Origin of the sequence: Thalassospira lucentensis, assembly GCF_011806425.1 — a bacterium.
GTDB lineage: Bacteria > Pseudomonadota > Alphaproteobacteria > Rhodospirillales > Thalassospiraceae > Thalassospira > Thalassospira lucentensis_B.
The window spans coordinates 121,212-139,710 of the sequence record NZ_JAATOV010000007.1; the positions used below are offsets into that span (position 1 = coordinate 121,212).

Annotated in this window: 16 protein-coding genes and 1 other RNA gene; 3 read left to right on the forward strand and 14 right to left on the reverse strand. The window is 52.6% G+C overall.

The genetic code is table 11. The features are described from left to right. Nucleotides 1-33 precede the first annotated feature (33 nt). From pal to HCZ99_RS18710, 10 genes are all read right to left on the reverse strand, one after another. Nucleotides 34-534 carry a peptidoglycan-associated lipoprotein Pal gene (gene pal, locus HCZ99_RS18665; protein WP_167448534.1) on the reverse strand — a complete coding sequence of 167 codons (501 nt, stop codon included), beginning with the start codon at nt 532-534 and terminating at the stop codon, nt 34-36. Between the two features lie 128 nt (nt 535-662). Further along, nucleotides 663-2,033, reverse strand: a complete 1,371-nt coding sequence (tolB, locus tag HCZ99_RS18670) for a Tol-Pal system beta propeller repeat protein TolB (protein WP_167448535.1) — start codon at nt 2,031-2,033, stop codon at nt 663-665. A gap of 40 nt (nt 2,034-2,073) precedes the next feature. Continuing rightward, on the reverse strand, nt 2,074-3,051 hold the full coding sequence (locus HCZ99_RS18675) for an energy transducer TonB (RefSeq protein ID WP_167448536.1): 978 nt from the start codon (nt 3,049-3,051) through the stop codon (nt 2,074-2,076). A gap of 6 nt (nt 3,052-3,057) precedes the next feature. Next, complete coding sequence (tolR, locus tag HCZ99_RS18680) at nt 3,058-3,513, reverse strand: protein TolR (RefSeq protein WP_167448537.1); 456 nt, start codon at nt 3,511-3,513, stop codon at nt 3,058-3,060. 2 nt (nt 3,514-3,515) lie between these two features. Further along, complete coding sequence (gene tolQ / locus HCZ99_RS18685) at nt 3,516-4,247, reverse strand: protein TolQ (RefSeq protein ID WP_167448538.1); 732 nt, start codon at nt 4,245-4,247, stop codon at nt 3,516-3,518. A gap of 7 nt (nt 4,248-4,254) precedes the next feature. Beyond that, the gene (locus HCZ99_RS18690) at nt 4,255-4,716 is read right to left on the reverse strand and encodes a YbgC/FadM family acyl-CoA thioesterase (protein ID WP_167448539.1); all 462 of its coding nucleotides are present in this window, start codon (nt 4,714-4,716) and stop codon (nt 4,255-4,257) included. Beyond that, complete coding sequence (ruvB, locus tag HCZ99_RS18695) at nt 4,713-5,801, reverse strand: Holliday junction branch migration DNA helicase RuvB (RefSeq protein WP_167448540.1); 1,089 nt, start codon at nt 5,799-5,801, stop codon at nt 4,713-4,715. Before ruvB ends, HCZ99_RS18690 begins: the two co-directional genes overlap by 4 nt. Next, complete coding sequence (gene ruvA / locus HCZ99_RS18700; RefSeq protein WP_167448541.1) at nt 5,798-6,508, reverse strand: Holliday junction branch migration protein RuvA; 711 nt, start codon at nt 6,506-6,508, stop codon at nt 5,798-5,800. Before ruvA ends, ruvB begins: the two co-directional genes overlap by 4 nt. Then, nucleotides 6,505-7,053: a crossover junction endodeoxyribonuclease RuvC gene (gene ruvC, locus HCZ99_RS18705; protein WP_368484285.1), complete on the reverse strand. Its 549-nt coding sequence runs from the start codon at nt 7,051-7,053 to the stop codon at nt 6,505-6,507. The genes ruvA and ruvC overlap by 4 nt, the downstream gene beginning before the upstream one ends. An 88-nt stretch (nt 7,054-7,141) precedes the next feature. Continuing rightward, nucleotides 7,142-7,888: a YebC/PmpR family DNA-binding transcriptional regulator gene (locus HCZ99_RS18710; RefSeq protein ID WP_167448543.1), complete on the reverse strand. Its 747-nt coding sequence runs from the start codon at nt 7,886-7,888 to the stop codon at nt 7,142-7,144. 481 nt (nt 7,889-8,369) lie between these two features. Here HCZ99_RS18710 and HCZ99_RS18715 point away from each other — a divergent pair, with 481 nt between their 5' ends. From HCZ99_RS18715 to HCZ99_RS18725, 3 genes are all read left to right on the forward strand, one after another. After that, entirely contained in the window at nt 8,370-10,544 is a 2,175-nt protein-coding gene (locus HCZ99_RS18715; RefSeq protein WP_167448544.1) for a HAMP domain-containing methyl-accepting chemotaxis protein, read from the forward strand. 357 nt (nt 10,545-10,901) lie between these two features. After that, complete coding sequence (locus HCZ99_RS18720) at nt 10,902-13,124, forward strand: methyl-accepting chemotaxis protein (RefSeq protein ID WP_167448545.1); 2,223 nt, start codon at nt 10,902-10,904, stop codon at nt 13,122-13,124. Between the two features lie 712 nt (nt 13,125-13,836). Then, nucleotides 13,837-16,059 carry a methyl-accepting chemotaxis protein gene (locus tag HCZ99_RS18725; protein ID WP_167448546.1) on the forward strand — a complete coding sequence of 741 codons (2,223 nt, stop codon included), beginning with the start codon at nt 13,837-13,839 and terminating at the stop codon, nt 16,057-16,059. A gap of 99 nt (nt 16,060-16,158) precedes the next feature. Here the strand turns inward: HCZ99_RS18725 and HCZ99_RS18730 are convergent, their stop codons facing one another. The 4 genes from HCZ99_RS18730 to HCZ99_RS18745 form a co-directional block, all read right to left on the reverse strand. Beyond that, entirely contained in the window at nt 16,159-16,974 is an 816-nt protein-coding gene (locus tag HCZ99_RS18730) for a TIGR00282 family metallophosphoesterase (RefSeq protein WP_167448547.1), read from the reverse strand. A 131-nt stretch (nt 16,975-17,105) separates the two neighbouring features. Beyond that, a non-coding RNA gene (gene ssrS, locus HCZ99_RS18735) (6S RNA) lies at nt 17,106-17,265 on the reverse strand. Between the two features lie 186 nt (nt 17,266-17,451). Further along, complete coding sequence (locus HCZ99_RS18740) at nt 17,452-17,799, reverse strand: cell division protein ZapA (protein WP_167448548.1); 348 nt, start codon at nt 17,797-17,799, stop codon at nt 17,452-17,454. Between the two features lie 3 nt (nt 17,800-17,802). After that, entirely contained in the window at nt 17,803-18,069 is a 267-nt protein-coding gene (locus tag HCZ99_RS18745; RefSeq protein ID WP_167448549.1) for a DUF4164 family protein, read from the reverse strand. Nucleotides 18,070-18,499 lie beyond the last annotated feature (430 nt).

The following is an 18,499-nucleotide window of genomic DNA, read 5'->3' on the forward strand; positions in this document are numbered from 1 at the left end:
TGGTATTTAAGTCAGGCTTTCACCTGCACGCGCTTAGCGGATAACCGATACAGCGCGGCGGTTTTTCGCCCAGCTTGCTTCGTCATGACCAAGAGCAACTGGACGCTCTTTGCCATAAGAAATGGTTTCGATGCGCGACGGGTCGATGCCCAAAGCGATCAGGTAGTCTTTTGCAGAGCTTGCACGGCGTTCGCCGAGTGCAAGGTTGTATTCACGGGTGCCGCGTTCGTCGGCATGACCTTCAACAACAACTTTGTACTGCGGGTATTTTTTCAACCAAGCAGCCTGCAATTCCAGGGTGCGGCGTGCTTCGCCAGACAGGTCATATTTGTCCAGACCAAAGAAAACACGGTCGCCAACATTAACAGCAAACCACTCTGGGCTGCTTTCTTGCAGCGAAGTGCTAGACGAGGATGACGGCTGGTTTACAGACGACACACCTTCGCCACCAGTGGTAGCCGAGCTATCAGGCGCAGTTTCACATGCAGCCAGAAGAGCGGCAGCAGCAAAGACGCTGAGAATACGAAGTTTCATTCTAATTTTCCCCTTAACACCGGACGCATTCGCCCGAGTTGGTGTTTTCCATGTCTCGCGACACCGAAAATGCCCGCGATTTAAGCGAATCGCATTCAGTGCTTCGCGACAACTATACTCTTGAGATATCAGGGAATCAAGGGCGACCATGCAGGATCCGATCCATCTGCAGGTGTAACGACCTCACGCTCGTTAAAACCTGTCAAATCAATCGAATACAAACGGAAGCGATCCTTGGTTCCGTCCTTGGACGGATGCTGGCGATGATACATCAACACCCGACCATTCGGTGCCCATGTTGGACCCTCTACGAGGAACCCGTCGGCCAGTAGTCTCTCTCCACTACCGTCTGGCCGCATGACACCGATATAGAACCTTCCTCCTTGCGATTTCGTGAATGCAATCAGGTCTCCGCGAGGCGACCAGACCGGAGTGGAATAAAGGCCACCACCGAAACTGATACGCTGTACGCCGCTACCATCACCATTCATCACATAGATTTGTTGACCCCCACTGCGATCCGAAGTGAACGCAATGCGCGAACCGTCAGGCGAATAAGATGGTGATGTATCTACAGCCGGATGACGCGTAAGCTGGCGTTTTTCGCGGGTGCGAAGATCCAATTGATAGATTTCGCTGTTCCCGTCAAGTGCCTGCGACATCACGACAGAGTTACCGTCAGGTGCGAATCGGGGCGCAAATGTCATCCCCGGAAAATCACCCAACAACTCCAACTCGCCCGTATCGATATCCAAAACATAGACGCGTGGTTTGTCGTTAAAGTACGACATATAAACCACTTCCTGTGCCGTCGGCGAGAACCGCGGGTTCAGCACAAGGAAACGACCATCGGACAAGAACCGATGATTTGCGCCATCCTGATCCATGATCGCCAAACGCTTTACGCGCTTGTCGGCTGGACCGGTTTCAGAAACATAAACAATCCGTGTATCGAAATAGCCGCTTTCGCCGGTGATTCGTTTATAGATTTCATCAGCGATTTTATGGGCAATGCGGCGCCAGTTATTGGGCTGCGTACGATACGCGACACCCGCCATCTGGTTTTCTGCCAGCACGTCCCAAAGACGGAATTCAACACGAAGCAAACCGTTGGCTTCGGTAACCACACGACCATTTACCAAGGCCTGCGCATTGATTGCGCGCCACTCGGCAAAGTTCGGGTTCACCGCAAGCGAAGAAGCACTTTGAATAAAGGCCTTTTCATTAATCGGCGCGAACAGGCCAGAACGTTCCAGGTCAGCACTAATGACCTCGGTCATGTTCTGACCAATTTCCGTTTCCGAAACCCCTTCGCCAGGGAACGGGGTCACGGCGATTGGCATCGGTTTAAGCTCACCCCGGGTGATATCAATCCGGAGTTCCGCCTGTGCCGGCGCAATGAAACCGACATTTAGGCCAGCGACAACCGCAAGGGCACATAGCCCAGCTAAGCTGCGGCCAACCCAATTTCGTTTGTTTTCGTTGGTCTTGATCGTCATCCTGCCTCGCTATTTTCCACGCGTGTTCAAGAACTTACTATTAAAGGCCCAGCATTTCACGCATGTCAAAATTGAACGTGAATGTGCGCCACATTTCGTATTTATCCAGCGGCAGTTTCAGGGGGCTGCATTGCGGATTTAGCACTGCTCGAAGTGCACTTTCTGCAATCGTCCTGCGCGATGCATCGCCCTGAATTTCGTTCTGGTTGCTGATCCGCGCCTGTCGCACAGTCCCGTCCGGGTTTGCGCTGACGTGAATTTCCACAGAGAACGCCCCTGCTTCCTTCGCCCCTGCCGGCGGGCTCCAGCATTTTTCGATCTGACGTTTGACCGCATCCAGCTCGCTCATGGTCAGCTTGGCATCCAAACGGGTTGCCACAACTTCGCTGGCGTTTTCTTCTGGCGTTTCCTCAGGTTGCGGCTCGCTCGGATTGGCAGCAGCGGTCTCTTTCAGCTTACTAATATCCTTAAGAACGTTGAGAAAATCGGGTTTTTTCTTCTCTTCCTTCTTAGGCTCTTCTTTTTTCGGTTCCGTTTTTTTAACCGGCTCTGGCTTTGGCTGCTTTGGCTTGCTCTGCGGCGTTACCTCAGCCAATTCCTTTTCCGGCTTCGGTTCCGGTTTCGGATCTGGTTTCTTTTTTACTTCCGGCGTCGGCACAGGTTCGGGCTTTGGCGCCGGTTTGGGTTCTGGCTTCGGCTCAGGCTTTGGCTCTGGTTTGGGTTCCGGCTTAGGTTCCGGTTTCGGTTCAGGCTTGGGCTCTGGCTTCGGCTCAGGTTTTGGCTTGGGCTTTGGTTTCGGTTCGGGTTTCGCCACCGGTTTTGTTTTAGGTTTTTCTTTGGGTTCGGGCTTTGGCAATGCCTTCGTCGGTGCAGCGGAGAACTCATCCACAGTCACGACTTCGACCGAAATAGATTGCAGATCCAGCGGCGTTTCTTCGAACAGGTCAGGCAAGCCGAACCATGCGATCAAAAACAGCGCAAGATGCAAACCAAACGATATGAGAGCGTAGCGCAGCATATTTCGTTACGAACCCTTCGAGGGCAATTCAGCGATCAAGGCGACCTTGGTAAAACCAGCATCCTTGATCAGGCCCATGACTTCCATCACACGACCATAATCAATGGCCTTGTCCCCGCGCACAAAGATGCGGGTTTCCTGTTTATTGTCGGTGATGGCATCAAGTTTCTCGGTCAGGGTTTCCTGCGCGATTTCACTATCCATAATATAGATCGTGCCATCACTGGAAACCGAGACCACAAGTGGCTCATCCTGCCCGGTCATCGGCGCAGCGTTGGTTTCGGGCAGGTCAACTTCGACCCCCACCGTCATCAACGGAGCCGCGACCATAAAGATCACCAGCAGAACGAGCATCACGTCCACCATTGGCGTGACGTTGATGTCACTCATGGCGGCACGGCTGTTGCGCCGCCGTCCGCGACGTCCACCGCCGCCTGATCCTGATGAAAGCTGTGCGCCCATGATTAGTCTCTCGTGTCGTCAAGTTGGCGCGACAGGATCGAGCTGAACTCGTCCACGAAGGCTTCGAGGCGATTGTTGTAGCGGTTCAGGTCGCTGGAGATTTTATTGTACGCAACCACTGCTGGAATCGCGGCAACAAGGCCCATCGCCGTTGCAAAGAGTGCCTCGGCAATACCCGGTGCGACAACGGCAAGCGATGTGTTTTTGGAAGCAGCGATCGACTGGAACGATGCCATAATGCCCCAAACGGTCCCAAACAGACCGACGAACGGTGCGGTTGAGCCGACCGATGCCAGGAACGTCATATAACGTTCTACGCGGTCCATTTCGCGACCCAGTGTAATTTCCATAGACTTTTCAAGGCGCTGCTGCATGCGTGCGCGCATTGTATCGCCCTTGATGCCGCGCGCCTGTGACCGGCGCCATTCGCGCATCGCAGAAACAAAAATCGCGGACATCGGATCGTTGGGCTTATCTGCGATCCGATCATACAGGTCTTCAAGCGATCCGCCCGACCAGAAGGCTTCTTCAAAGGTTGCGGCCTGTGCGCGCAATTTGCGAAGGCGCATCAATTTTTCAATAACAATGGCCCATACCCAGACAGAAGCCAATAATAGCCCGATCATCACCGTTTTGACGACCAGCCCAGCCTGCATGAAAAGTCCCCACAGAGACATATCATGAGACATGACCGACTGCCCCAGCGTTACCGCGTCGACCACTTGATTTTCCATATTCTTTTTAGTCCTCGTTCACATCCAGATAGCGCGCATATGCCGTTCTTACTTCTTCGGGAAGTCTTTGCGCCCGAAGTTCGGTTAGCGACATGCAGGCGAGATAAATCTCGATCACCACAAGTTCTTCGTGTCCGCGCATCACTTTTTGTTCGAAACCAAGTGACGCGCCCCCAACCTTAATCACACGAGTTTCAACCGTCAGGCGGTCTTCCAACAGCGCTGCGCGGCGAAAATCGACCGTACAGTGTCTAACGGCTATGGCAACTTTGTGGCGCTCTGCAATATTTCGATTGGGAAAGCCCAACTGATGAAGCATGGCCGTTCGCGCACGCTCGGCAAATGCCAGATAGTTGGAATGATAGACAATCCCGCCAGCGTCGGTGTCATCGTAGAAAACAATAAACGGATAATAATGCCGCTTGCCTTCAAAATGGCCCAAAAGCGCATCGTGATCATTTTGTGTCATGACGATTGCTCTCCCGTCGGATCGTCACCAGAACCACCACCCTGACCATCAAACAGATCAGAAAGTGGCATGCCCCCCGCTTCGCGCGGCGGCGTCAAGCCAAGGTGTTTGAATCCTTTGATGCCAAGCATACGACCACGCGGCGTACGCTGGATCAGCCCCTGCTGAAGCAAATAAGGCTCGATCACGTCTTCGATGGTGTCGCGTTCTTCTGAAAGCGCTGCGGCAAGTGTGTCCACACCAACCGGGCCACCGCCGTAATTCCCGGCAATACAATTCAGATAGCGACGGTCCTGACTATCCAGACCAAGGTTATCCACCTCAAGCCGGGTCAAGGCCGCATCGGCGATGAACTTATCAACAGGCGACTTTTCCGCGACCGAGGCAAAATCACGCACCCGGCGCAATAGGCGCCCTGCAATACGCGGCGTACCACGTGACCGACGGGCAATTTCCATGGCCCCTTCGACGGTCATTTCAAAGTTCAAAAGTTTCGCGCCACGCGCAACGATGGAAACCAGTTCTTCTGGTTCATAGAATCGAAGCCGCAGCGGAATACCAAACCGATCACGAAGTGGCGTGGTCAGAAGTCCTGAACGTGTCGTCGCCCCGACAAGTGTAAAGGGCGGCAAATCAATCCGAACAGATCGCGCCGCCGGGCCTTCGCCAATGATCAAATCAAGCTGGAAATCCTCCATCGCCGGATACAGGATTTCTTCAACGGCAGGATTAAGACGATGAATTTCATCAATGAACAGAACGTCGCGCGGCTGAAGATTGGTTAAAAGTGCGGCCAGATCGCCTGCCTTAGCAATCACCGGGCCAGACGTCGCACGGAACCCGACACCCAGTTCACTGGCGACGATTTGCGACAGTGTCGTTTTACCAAGCCCCGGCGGACCAAAAAACAAAACGTGGTCCATTGCCTCTTCGCGGGCACGGGCCGCCTTGATGAAGACATCAAGGTTTTCGCGAACTTCTTTTTGGCCGGTAAAATCATCAAGCCGACGCGGACGCAGCGATCCGTCCTGTTGGTCTTCGTCGCGACGCTCGCCACTAAGCAGCCGGTCTTCTTCCTCGCTCACGCGCTAAGCTCCTTTAGTCCCAAGCGGATCAATGTATCAATCGACTTGTCGTCACCTGCCAATTGTGCGGCCTTACCGACCGCGCCAAACGCCTCAGACCGGCCATAACCAAGATTAACAAGGGCGGAAACCGCATCGGCCAGCACAGCCCCATCATCAATCACCGGCGCACTGTTAACAGCGTTATCATCAGAACCGTCTGCATCGTCAGACGCCTTGGCTGTTTTCTTTGATTTCGACTGTGCTTTGGCCGGTGTGACGGTTTCTGGTGCTGCGGCTGGTGCGGCAACCGGGCCAAGGTTAAGCTTGGCGGCCTTGTCTTTAAGTTCGCCCACAATACGTGTCGCAACCTTTGGGCCAATGCCCGGCGCCCGACAAAGTGCCGTGGTATCCTTGGCGGCCAAGGCACGCAAAAGATCGGTTGGGCTTAGAACCGACAAAAGCGCCAAGGCCACTTTTGCGCCGACACCCTGTACGGTGGTCAAAAGCGCGAACCACTGCTTTTCCGCATTATCGGCAAAGCCATACAAGTGAATGTGATCTTCGCGGACATGGGTTTCGATCATCAACCCGGCATCGCCGCCCTTTGCTGGCAGCATAGACAAAGTCCGCCGCGAAGCGAAAACAAGATAGCCAACGCCATTCACATCAATAATGACGCTGTCTTCGCCGATGAAATCGACAATTCCACGCAGTTTTGCGATCACCTGTATTTTCTCCCATTCGCGGTTGGCTTGCCCTTGCTGGCCGGTTTGGCTGTCATGCTTGCGGCAAGCGCACGGTTTCCGGCATGTTGCGCATGACAAATCGCAATGGCAAGCGCATCCGCCGCATCGGGACCGGCAATGTCACACCCCGGTAACAGGGTCGATACCATCATTTCCACCTGTTGTTTGGCGGCATGCCCTGCCCCGACCACAGTCTTTTTGACGGCATTAGGTGTATATTCCATTACCGGAATGCCGCTGCGCGATGGGGCCAGCAAAGCAATGCCCCTTGCCTGCCCAAGTTTAAGCGTGGAAACAGGGTTTTTATTCACAAAGGTTTCTTCAACGGCTGCTTCGTCTGGCGTCCATGTTTCGATCACCTCGATCAAGCCGGAATAAAGCTGATTAAGGCGTTCAGCCAGCGACAACGACTGGGTCGATGTCACGACCCCGTTGGCAACGTGACGCATGCGGTTATCTTGCAGGTCAATCACACCCCAGCCCGTACGTTGAAGACCGGGATCAATCCCAAGGACTCTGACCACTACGTCACCCTTAATTCTTGCCGATAAAGTGCAGACCCTAGATACAAAACACCCGCCATTCAAAAACGAAAGGCGGGTGTAATCAAGATTAGTTATCGAGTGACGCGACGATTTCGTCGGTCCAATTAACGTTGGTCCATACATTCTGAACGTCATCGTTGTCTTCAAGCACATCAACAAGCTTCATGATGCTCTGAGCCTGATCAACGGTGATGTCTGCCTCGGTGACCGCACGGAAGACCATTTTGGCACTTTCCGGATCACCAAACTTTTCAGTCAGTGCTTCGCGAACAGCGTTCAGGTCTTCAAGCTCGGTATCAACAACGTGACTGTTTTCGTCAGACTCAACATTGGCAGCCCCCGCTTCAAGGGCGGCTTCAAAGATTTCGTCCGCATCAGCAGCACTTGCCGGATAAACGATTTCGCCAAGACGATTGAACATAAAGCCAACCGAACCGGTTTCGCCAAGGTTGCCACCGCTTTTGGTAAAAGCAGCACGAACTTCAGACGCGGTACGGTTACGGTTATCTGTCAGTGCCTCAACGATCACGGCAACACCAGCGGTGCCATATCCTTCGTAGCGGACTTCTTCGTAATTATCGCCTTCGCCAGCACCGGACGCCTTTTTGATAGCGCGTTCGATGTTGTCTTTGGGCATGTTCTGCGCACGCCCAGCGGAAATTGCCGCGCGAAGACGTGGGTTGCTGTCGATATCATCACTGATTTTTGCAGCAACGGTAATTTCGCGCGCAATCTTGGTGAAGATCTTGGCGCGTTTTTTATCCTGCGCACCTTTGCGGTGCATAATGTTCTTAAATTGGGAATGGCCGGCCATAACCTACAAACCTGTATTCATTGAACTTCATGTGGATCGATGCCGGTTGGCACCATGCCGGTCATAGGGCATTTCCCATTCAGACCAGCCTGTCTGGGCGTTTGCAGATGGAAACGTGGCGTATCTGCGAAACACGCAAACGAAAATTTCGACCGCTCCTATAGCCTGTTTACCGTTCAAGGTCCAGCCATGCTTCGTCAAACGACGGTTCGCAACCCGCGTTTATCATCATGCTGGGACCTAAACACACCCACCTTAAGTAGATTTCGATTGAGTTTTGCCTGCTACTAAGGGTTAAATGCATAGGTGGGGATGATCTTTTCGATAAAATTATGTCCCTTGCCGACAACGAACAAAAATAACTCTTAGGGATTACAACGACTGCCCGAAAAACCAATGGGTTCGCTCATGCGGGTAGGAACAAGAACCTTGACGGACGAAGAAGCCGCAAGGGAAAGTCAGGAAACAAAGGTTAAAAAGAATGGGAACTAAATTCGGGGTCCAAACAAAGCTCTTAATTTCATTTGCTGTGGTTGGCTTAATGGCTGTCGTGTCGGTTATCGTCGGCACCATATCCTTTAACAAGTTCGGCGATGCGCTGACGACCATCACAGAAGAAAAACTGCCACCCATTGCCGCCGCACAGCGCCTGGCAACCGGAAGCGCAGAAATCGTTGCCATCGCACCGCGTATCGTTGCGGCGGCGAACACCGAAGAAGAGCTTGCCATCAATGAAGAACTTGCAGGGCGCCTTTCGGCACTGGTGAGCGAGATCAACGCGATCGAACAGACCGGCTTCATGCCCGAAGTCATCGCCAGCATCAATAACAGCCGCAGCCTGCTTAAAGACAATCTGGATCAGCTCCATACGGTGACCCAGGAACGCTTTGCCATTGCCAAGGAAAAAGCCGAGAAGCTGACAGAATTCCAAAATCTGGCGAAGCGGTATGGCGATACCCTTAAGCCAGTTCTTTCCTATACTCAGAACGACATGTCTCAAGGCGCGCAATATGCTGCGTCCTTTAAAGATGACCCGACGCTGAAATATAGCGAAAGCAAGGACCAGATCCTTGATATGTTCCAGAAGTTTGCGGCCTCCATCGAAACCCGCACTCCGATTCTCGAGATCGAGCGTCTTGGTTCGTCCGCCTCAAACATGATTATTTCCAGCACGACGGAAACGCAGGCCGTACGCCTGTCGATTATTCCGGTGCGTATTCGCGGCGTTTATGCCGACGCGCTCAGCAAACTTGAATCCATCGATAACGAACGCCTCAGAGCATTCTATGTCGATCTGATCGACAAAATGCAGAATCTCTCGGTCGGTGATGGCAGCATTCCAGAACTTCGCAAACGGGAACTTGCCGCTGCCGAAGCCAGCCAGGGTCTTGTGATCCAAAGTGCGGAATACGCAGCATCAATGCGCAACAGCGTCAATGAACTTGTCTCTGCCCTTAATGCCGAGGTCGATGCGGCGGCAGAACAGGCAAATGTTGTCAAACAACAGGGTCTTCTTGCCCTGATTGTGGTTGCAATTGCAGCGGTTCTGATCTCGCTTGCGATCTATGTTCTCTATGTCCGTGGCAACGTTCTGCGCCGTCTTGGCGGATTGCAGAAAACCATGGTTCAGCTGGCTGACGGCAACCTTGATGTTGCTGTCCCGTCCAAAGGCAATGACGAAATCAGTGCCATGGGTCGGGCAGTTGACGTGTTTAAAGAAAACGCGGTCAAGGTCCGCGACATGCAGGCCGAAGAAGGCCGCCTGAACCGCGAACGCAATGAAGCCCTGCGCGATGAGCTTCTTGGTCTTGCCGATACGCTTCAAAACGAAGTCGAAAGTGCCGTGAATGAAATCGCTGCCCTTGGCGATCAGTTGCAGGGCGTTTCGGGGCAAATGACGTCAAGTGCGGAACTGGTTTCGGGTCAAACCGAAGAAGTTGCGAACTCGGCCCAAGAAGCCACCGGCAATGTTGAAACCGTTGCCGCCGCGACCGAGCAGCTTTCGGCATCGAATGCGGAAATCAACCGACAGATGGCGGAATCAACCCGGATGTCTGGCGAAGCAGCGACCCGTGCACAGCAGACCAACGAACTTGTTCTGAGCCTGTCACAGTCGGCAGACCGCATTGGCGAAGTCATCGCCTTGATTACCGACATTGCGGAACAGACCAACCTTCTTGCGCTTAACGCAACGATTGAAGCCGCCCGTGCCGGTGATGCTGGCAAAGGCTTTGCCGTTGTCGCCGCCGAGGTCAAAAACCTGGCTAACCAAACAGAAAAAGCCACCGAAGAAATTTCGGGTCAGATTTCCGGCATTCAGAAAGCAACCGGTGAATCCGTCTCGGCCATCGGTGACATCGGTCGGATCATTGAAAACTTAAACGAAATTGCCACCACCATTTCGGCAGCTGTCGAAGAACAAGGTGCGGCAACCGATGAAATCACGCGCAACGTCCGTGGTGCGGCTGATCGAACCCGTTCGGTTTCGTCATCCATTAACGAAGTTGCAAGTGAAACCGGCAAAACCGGCGAACTTTCAAGCCAGGTTCTGTCGACCGCACAAGACACGTCCCAAAAGGTCGAAAACCTGCGGTCGCGGATTAACACGATCCTCGATGATCTGCGCCAACAGGCGCATGATCGCGCGGCTTCCTAAACGACCGATACCCTTTGATCCTGATGAAGGCCCGCCATTTTGGCGGGCCTTTTTCGTGGGCGAACCACATAAAAATAACCATAGCGCTTACTGAAAAATATCAATTAAACCAATAGACTATACGCACGGTTACGTATGAAATTTCGTGCCCCTCTTAAGAGCACTATGCTATAGAAGAGCCTAATAACAATATATAAGCCACCTTTCTTCATCTGAACTGCCGCCCCACTATCTGGCAGGAAAGATGCACTCCGAAAGCGGCATTTCCGGGAAGCTTCATCTGAGAGGCCTTTACAACGCGTGCTGACGCAATCTTGTGTCGGCACCCGGCTTATTCGTCTTTGGGGATACCTGATAATGGGACTTAGTATAAAACGCGGCACGAAGCCGTCTGCGCCAAAAACGGCGGGTAAATCGGGACTGGGCGTGCGCGAAAAACTGGCAGGCGCTTTTTTCCTGGTTGGCTTGATTGCTGTTTTGGCAGCGGCCGTTTCCGTATTTTCATTTAATAAATTCGGCGATGAACTTGATAACATCGCCTATGAACAATTGCCGCCGATGTTCACGGCGCAACAGTTGGCAACCGAAAGCGTAAAGATCGTCGCATCTGCACCACGGATTGTGGCGGCCAACACGCTTTCCGAAGAACAGGTTGTCAAAATCGAACTCGACATGCTTCTCGATAGCTTGAAAGAAAAGCTCGAAAAGCTTGAGAGCTCCGGGCTGTCACCAGAATCCCTGTCGCACATCAAGAAAAGCGGCAAGAACCTTGCTGATAGCTTGGAAGCGCTTCATAACAAGACCCTGGAACGGTTCTCTGTAGCAGAAGAACTTGCTAAGGAACTTGATGAGTTTCAGCAGCTGAGCGGTCGTTTTGCATCTATGATCAAGCCTTTGACATCAATGTCGCAAAATCAGATTTCGGGCATCTCGGCACAGGTCGACGAACTGCGTAAAAACGGCAGCTATCTTTCACCGGCTGAATTGGCCAAAAGCAAAGACTTGCTGTTTACGCTTGATTCAACGCTCAGCGACCGTGCGCCGGTTCTTGAACTGTCGCGCCTTGGTGGTGAAATCACCAACACCATTCTGAGCACCGCGTCATCAAATGACGCGACGCGCTTGAAAATCACCAGCGTTCAAATCCGCGGCACGATTGATTCAGCGGAAAAAACGGTCAACCAGCTTGCCAATAAGAAGCTTCAGAAATTCTATATTGGCCTGATCAAAGATATTCGTGGCATGACCATTGGGGATGGCAGCATTCCGGATCTGCGTATGCGCGAACTTCAGCTGTCCAAAGAACAGGCCGAAGCCGTTGCAAACAGCGCTGAATACGCGTCGGCAATGGAAAACGGCGTTAATGCGATGGTCGAAGCCCTTCAGACCGGCGTTGACCGTGCGGCGGGTAATGCAAATACGCTCAACACCCAAAGCACCTATGTGATGTATGCGGTGGGGGCCGCTGCCATCGTTCTGCCGTTGCTGATTTTCGTTATCTATGTCCGTGGCAACCTTCTGCGCCGTTTGGCTGGCTTGCAGGGCACCATGGTGTCCTTGGCCGATGGTAATCTTGATGTCGATGTTCCTTCCAAAGGACGCGACGAGATTTCCGCCATGGGCCGTGCCGTTGACGTGTTTAAGGAAAACGCCATTAAGGTCCGCGACATGCAGGCCGAGGAAGAACGCCTTAACCGTGAACGCAACGAAGCCCTTCGTGACGAGCTTCTGAGCTTGGCTGACACCGTTCAGAACGAAGTCGAAACTGCGGTAAATGAAATCGCCGCACTTTCCGATCAGTTGCAGGGCGTTTCGGGTCAAATGACCCAAAGTGCCGAACTGGTTTCCAACCAAAGCGAAGATGTCGCAACCTCTGCACAGGAAGCAACCGGCAACGTTGAAACCGTCGCCGCCGCGACCGAGCAACTTTCGGCATCGAACGCAGAAATCAACCGTCAGATGGCTGAGACAACCCGCATTTCCAACGAGGCGTCCCAGCGTGCTCAGCACACCAACCAACTGGTCGTCAGCCTGTCGCAGTCTGCCGGTCGCATTGGCGAAGTGATCGCCCTGATCACGGACATTGCTGAGCAGACCAACCTTCTGGCCCTGAACGCAACGATTGAGGCCGCCCGTGCGGGTGACGCAGGCAAAGGCTTTGCCGTCGTCGCCGCCGAGGTCAAAAACCTTGCCAATCAGACCGAAAAAGCAACTGAAGAGATTGCCGGTCAGATTTCAGGTATCCAGAAAGCAACCGGTGAATCTGTCACGGCCATCGGTGACATCGGAACGATCATTGATAGCCTCAATGAAATCGCCACCACCATTTCGGCTGCTGTCGAAGAACAAGGTGCGGCGACCGATGAAATCACGCGTAACGTCCGTGGTGCTGCCGACCGAACCCGTTCGGTTTCCGCATCGATCACCGACGTTGCAAATGAAACCGGCCGAACCGGCCAGTTGTCTGGCGAAGTTCTGACAACGTCAAAAGCCGCCGCTGAGAAAGTTGCTGAAATGCGCAATCGCATTGCCAACATTCTCGAAGACCTGCGTCAGCAGGCGCATAACCGCGCGGCCTAAACAAGACCTTGCTCCTAGGCCTGCCCATCAGGTAGGCCTAGGACACCAACCTCAAACCCCATCGCCGATCCGCACTCAGACATTCAACCGCGCAAGCCGGTTTAAACAAAATGTCGTCAGATCGTGCACCAAGCCCGCAGAAATCTCTGAACTGATCAAAACACGTTCAATGATGTTCTGCCCGGCGCTCCAAAGCCCATCGCCCCTTCCCCACCATTGAACTTAAAATTAACCGCCGGTAATGCGGTAATCATCGTTGCGGCGTAACAGCACAACGCAAGCCGTGCATACCGCAATGCAGCGTAAAACGGTGCTTTGTCTGCGTTTTATCTTCGCAACCTACGATCAAATCGCCCTCAAAAATCGCCGCCCATGTGCACCCTTTTCACAACCTTCTGGTGTCGGTGCACTCCCAAAGATTTGCCCCCCAGACCAAGCTAGCTGAGGCTAAATGCTGCTTGATTTCAAGCGGATCGTCCCCGTCATTTCATCCGGCCTTTATTTTATCACTTACCACCAGATGGAAAATGTACAATAGTGTCAAAACACTCTTAGGTTGACACACATCTTTACTAACGTTCTCATATTATTGAATGTAACGGGGAACATCACCACATTCTAAAATTCTTTCGCATCAGTTTAGGAACCGGAATTTTGTCTATGTGCCGATCTTTCGTCATATAGGTATATGACCTTGGGAGCACCTTATACGATGGGTCTAAAGATACAGCGCGGCGTTAAGCCGTCATCGCCGAAAAAGGCGAAAAAATCGGGGTTTGGGGTTCGCGAAAAGTTGGCAGGTGCCTTCTTTCTGGTTGGGTTAATTGCGATCATCGCAGCTGCAATATCGGTCTTCGCTTTCAACAAATTTGGTAACCAGCTTAAAACAATTGCCTACGAACAATTGCCAACAATGTTCGCAGCCCAAGAACTGGCGGCAACCAGTTCGAAAATCGTCGCTGCCGCACCGCGTATTGTCGCCGCGTCCTCCCCCAAGGAAGAACTCGCGATCAATGCCGAACTTCAAACCCTGATTGAGCGAATAAACAAAGACATCGCGCTCCTCTCAGATTCCGGTCTTTCAGAAGAAACCGTGTCGCGTGTGGCTAGTGACAGCAAAGCCCTGGCCGACGGCTTAAACGAGCTTCATGAAACCACCACCGAACGGTTTGAAGTCGCCGATCAGCTTTCAAGCTCGTTGACCGATTTTCAGGAACTCTCGGCAAGCTTCAATTCAAAGCTCCAACCGCTTCTTTCAAGCAATCAGGCCGAGATCAAAGAACTTACCACCCAAGTTGAAAACCTTCGCGACACCAATGTCCCGCCAACTGCCGAACAAGCTGCTGAATTAAAAGCACTTCTGTTGCGGCTCAATGACTTGATTACCACCCAAGCGCCCTTACAAGAACTTTCCAAAAGCGGTGCGGAGATTATCAATACGGTCCTGTCTGCAGCATCGTCGAATGACCGCATGCGCATGCGCGTCATGGGGCTTCAGGTCCGCGGTGCTGTTGGCTCTGTCACCAACACCATCAAAGAGATCACAGATCCCGAGATCCTGAAGTTTTACAAAGGGCTGATGGGTAAGATCAAGAAGCTGGCAACCGGACGCCGCAGCATTCCATCCCTTCGGTCAAAAGAACTAAAACTGGCCTCTAAACAACTTAAAATCGTTGAAGAAACGGCCGAATACGCTGCTGGGATGGAGACAGTTGTCGCAGAAATTGTCGAATCTCTGCAAAACAATGTCGATACATCGACAGAGGCCGCCAGTACCTTGACCGAGAAAAGCTCGGTCGTGATGTATGCTGTTGGGGCGGCGGCTGTGTTGCTGCCGCTTTTGATATATTTCATCTATGTCCGCGGCAGTCTTTTGCGGCGTTTGGCCGGCCTACAAGGCAGCATGGTGTCGCTGGCCGGTGGTAATCTTGACGTCGATGTACCGTCAAAAGGTCATGACGAGATTTCCGCCATGGGCCGTGCGGTTGATGTGTTTAAGGAAAACGCGGTTAAGGTCCGCGACATGCAGGCCGAGGAAGAGCGCCTGAACCGTGAACGCAACGAAGCCCTTCGTGACGAACTTCTTGGCTTGGCCGATACCGTTCAGAACGAAGTTGAAACGGCGGTAAATGAAATCGCCGCCCTTTCCGATCAGTTGCAAGGTGTTTCGGGGCAAATGACCCAAAGTGCCGAACTGGTTTCCAACCAAAGCGAAGATGTCGCAACCTCCGCCCAGGAAGCCACCGGAAATGTGGAAACCGTCGCCACCGCGACTGAACAACTTTCCGCCTCCAATGCGGAAATCAATCGTCAGATGTCTGAGACGACGCGCATTTCCAACGAAGCATCCCAACGGGCAAAACACACCAATGAACTGGTGGTCAGCCTGTCAGAGTCCGCCGCACGTATTGGCGAAGTCATTGCCCTGATCACCAACATTGCTGAACAGACCAACCTTTTGGCGCTGAACGCGACGATTGAGGCCGCCCGAGCGGGTGATGCTGGCAAGGGGTTTGCGGTTGTCGCGACCGAGGTCAAAAACCTTGCCAATCAGACTGAAAAAGCAACCGAGGAAATCTCGGATCAGATTGCGGGTATTCAAAAGGCCACAGGTGAATCCGTCACTGCAATCGGTGAAATTGGCACCATCATTGATAGTCTCAATGAAATCGCCACCACCATTTCTGCTGCGGTCCAACAACAAGGCTCTGCAACCGATGAGATCACCCGCAATGTGCGCGGTGCTGCGGATCGAACCCGGGCGGTATCGGCATCAATCACCGAAGTTGCCAACGAAACCGGCCGTACCGGGCAACTATCGGGCGAGGTTCTGACAACATCGCAGGCAACCTCGGAAAAAGTGACTGAAATGCGCAACCGCATTGCCCATATCCTCGAAGACCTGCGTCAAAAGGCTCACGACCGCGCCACTTGATAGCTTCTGCAATGCCTACGTAAACACCAAAGGCCCGCCAAATTGGCGGGCCTTTGTCATGAAACGTATTCGGCATTATGCCCTGATAGACTCTAGGCTTTAGGCGCTTGGCCAGCTGCCCTTAAGCCGCCCACCGATGCGAACCGATTCAATTCGTTTGGCCAAACCGGTTTTATCATCGGTTTCAATAAACACACCGCACACGGTGGCAGGCCCGTCTGCTGGTTCGAACCGGCCAGATGGCATCTTGGTCAGGAATTTGCGGACCGAGTTTTCTTTTTTCATGCCGATGACCGAATCAAAGTCACCGCACATACCAACATCGGTTTGATAGCCCGTGCCATTTGGCAGGATTTGCGCATCGGCCGTGGGAACATGCGTATGCGTTCCAAGAACAAGCGATGCCCGACCGTCACAGTGATGGCCAAATGCCATTTTCTCTGACGTGGTTTCCGCATGGAAATCGATGATGATCGCGTCAACATTCTTGCCAAGCTTATGCTTGGAAAACAGCTTGTTCGCCCCTTGGAACGGACAAGAAAGCGGGTCCATAAACAGGCGCCCCATCATGTTGATGACGCAGACTTTTTTGCCTGCCTTGGTTTTGAAAACGTAATCGCCCTTGCCCGGCGTGCCATCAGGGAAATTCCACGGACGCAGAAGTTTTTCATCCTCGTCGATATAGGCAATGATTTCGCGCTGATCCCAAACGTGATTGCCGGTGGTTAAAACATCCGCACCGGCATCATAGAATTCCTTGCAGATTTTGGCCGTAACGCCAAAGCCATGGGCTGAGTTTTCGACATTCACCACCGCGACATCGACAGACAAACGGTCGCGCAGCATCGGCAATGCTTCAAGGGCTGCCGTGCGACCGGTTTGGCCCAAAACATCGCCGAGATGGAGTAAACGCATATTCTTTCCTGTGTTTCTTCACACGCCCAAAATCAGGACATGCTTTTAGTGGGCCGCCCCAAACCCGGGACGCACCGCACATGCATTACGTAAAGGAGACGGGATGTGTTCTGATATAAACAATAAATAAAGCGGGAGCCACACTGCCGTTGGTCATATGGTAATTCCTCGTGACCTGCGTGTGCAGGTGGGCGCCGTATAACGAGACCACGGCCTCGACAGGGACAGCTCCCTAGAGAAATGAGCATCGGCCCCGGGAATTAGCGAACCTGACGCACAGCGCAGCTCCCTTAATGCTGTCGTTCTTGATCACCGCGAACGGCGCATCGCAAACGGGTCAGCGATCAGAACCTAGTCTTCGATTGGGGCAATTTCAAGTGCCTAGAAAACGTAGCACTTGGTAAATTGGCTTCGTTCGGAAACGGTTGGGATACCAATGATGCGCATAAAAGGCGCAAGACCGCGCGAAACAAGCATTTAATGCTGATTAAGTTTCGCGGCGATCCCTTCGATACGCGCGGCCATGTTTTCCATGTTTTCGGCAAGCGCATCACTTTCCGCTGCTGACAGGCTGCCTGGTTCGGCGACCGCGACCTGTTCTTGCCTACACGTTTCAAGTTGTTCATGGGCATTGCCCAACTCGTCAGCAATCAACAAGCTGGTCATGACCAGCAAACGCTGTTCGCCGATTTGGCCGACCGCACCCGAAATTTCTTTCACCCGTTCATCGACGTAATTTGACAGCGCCTGAATGCGTTCTTCCTGCCCGTCGTCACATGCGATGTCGTAACTGCGGCCATTAATGCGAATGGAAACCTGTGCCATGGGTTATGCCTGCTCCTTGACGGGGTCTTCTGCAAGAACGAGTTTTAGCTGATCCACTGCACCATCAAGCCGTGCCGAAACGGTTTCTGTGGTTTGGGTAAGCTTGTCGTAATCTGCGCGCAGCGCTGAGAGTTGACTGCGCAATGCTTCGACTTCCTGCACGTCAGAAGACTGCTTATCGGCATCCTTAACAACCGCCGACTCCACTGCGTTTTCAAGACTGTCCAATGCTGTCTTCAGTCGATCACTTGCTTGTTGCAACCGCGACATAAATTCCTACCCGGTACTAATCGTTTTTCGAGGATCGCAAATCACCTGACTTGCGACGAATCATCACAATCGGCAATAAAGCCAATCGAAAATGTCATGAAAATGGCCGAATGATCATTCATCATCGTATTTATAAATACCGTGTCCCTTACCCATGGCAAAGGCGCGAAATTCAATCATTCCAATACAATGACGCTAAACGCATGAAAACATAGTGCCTCAATCGCATAACCGTCAACATGCAGCGAAAAATCAGGACGTTATCGGAATATCTGTTAGCTTGATTTAAGGTAATCCGCGTCGTTTTTTGACAGAAGCGGTTGACGGATGGCCCCCATTAAGGGCATCTTCCGCGCGAATTCCGTTGATGTTTAAATCACCGTATTTAAGTGTTTCATCGCTCGACCGCGAAACCCTCAGGAACCGCATC

Excerpts from the sequence above, each read along its gene's own strand:
- pal (WP_167448534.1), bottom strand. The coding sequence starts at position 534 with ATGAAACTTCGTATTCTCAGCGTCTTTGCTGCTGCCGCTCTTCTGGCT.
- tolB (WP_167448535.1), bottom strand. The coding sequence starts at position 2,033 with ATGACGATCAAGACCAACGAAAACAAACGAAATTGGGTTGGCCGCAGC.
- HCZ99_RS18675 (WP_167448536.1), bottom strand. The coding sequence starts at position 3,051 with ATGCTGCGCTACGCTCTCATATCGTTTGGTTTGCATCTTGCGCTGTTT.
- tolR (WP_167448537.1), bottom strand. The coding sequence starts at position 3,513 with ATGGGCGCACAGCTTTCATCAGGATCAGGCGGCGGTGGACGTCGCGGA.
- tolQ (WP_167448538.1), bottom strand. The coding sequence starts at position 4,247 with ATGGAAAATCAAGTGGTCGACGCGGTAACGCTGGGGCAGTCGGTCATG.
- HCZ99_RS18690 (WP_167448539.1), bottom strand. The coding sequence starts at position 4,716 with ATGACACAAAATGATCACGATGCGCTTTTGGGCCATTTTGAAGGCAAG.
- HCZ99_RS18710 (WP_167448543.1), bottom strand. The coding sequence starts at position 7,888 with ATGGCCGGCCATTCCCAATTTAAGAACATTATGCACCGCAAAGGTGCG.
- HCZ99_RS18715 (WP_167448544.1), top strand. The coding sequence starts at position 8,370 with ATGGGAACTAAATTCGGGGTCCAAACAAAGCTCTTAATTTCATTTGCT.
- HCZ99_RS18720 (WP_167448545.1), top strand. The coding sequence starts at position 10,902 with ATGGGACTTAGTATAAAACGCGGCACGAAGCCGTCTGCGCCAAAAACG.
- HCZ99_RS18725 (WP_167448546.1), top strand. The coding sequence starts at position 13,837 with ATGGGTCTAAAGATACAGCGCGGCGTTAAGCCGTCATCGCCGAAAAAG.
- HCZ99_RS18730 (WP_167448547.1), bottom strand. The coding sequence starts at position 16,974 with ATGCGTTTACTCCATCTCGGCGATGTTTTGGGCCAAACCGGTCGCACG.
- HCZ99_RS18740 (WP_167448548.1), bottom strand. The coding sequence starts at position 17,799 with ATGGCACAGGTTTCCATTCGCATTAATGGCCGCAGTTACGACATCGCA.
- HCZ99_RS18745 (WP_167448549.1), bottom strand. The coding sequence starts at position 18,069 with ATGTCGCGGTTGCAACAAGCAAGTGATCGACTGAAGACAGCATTGGAC.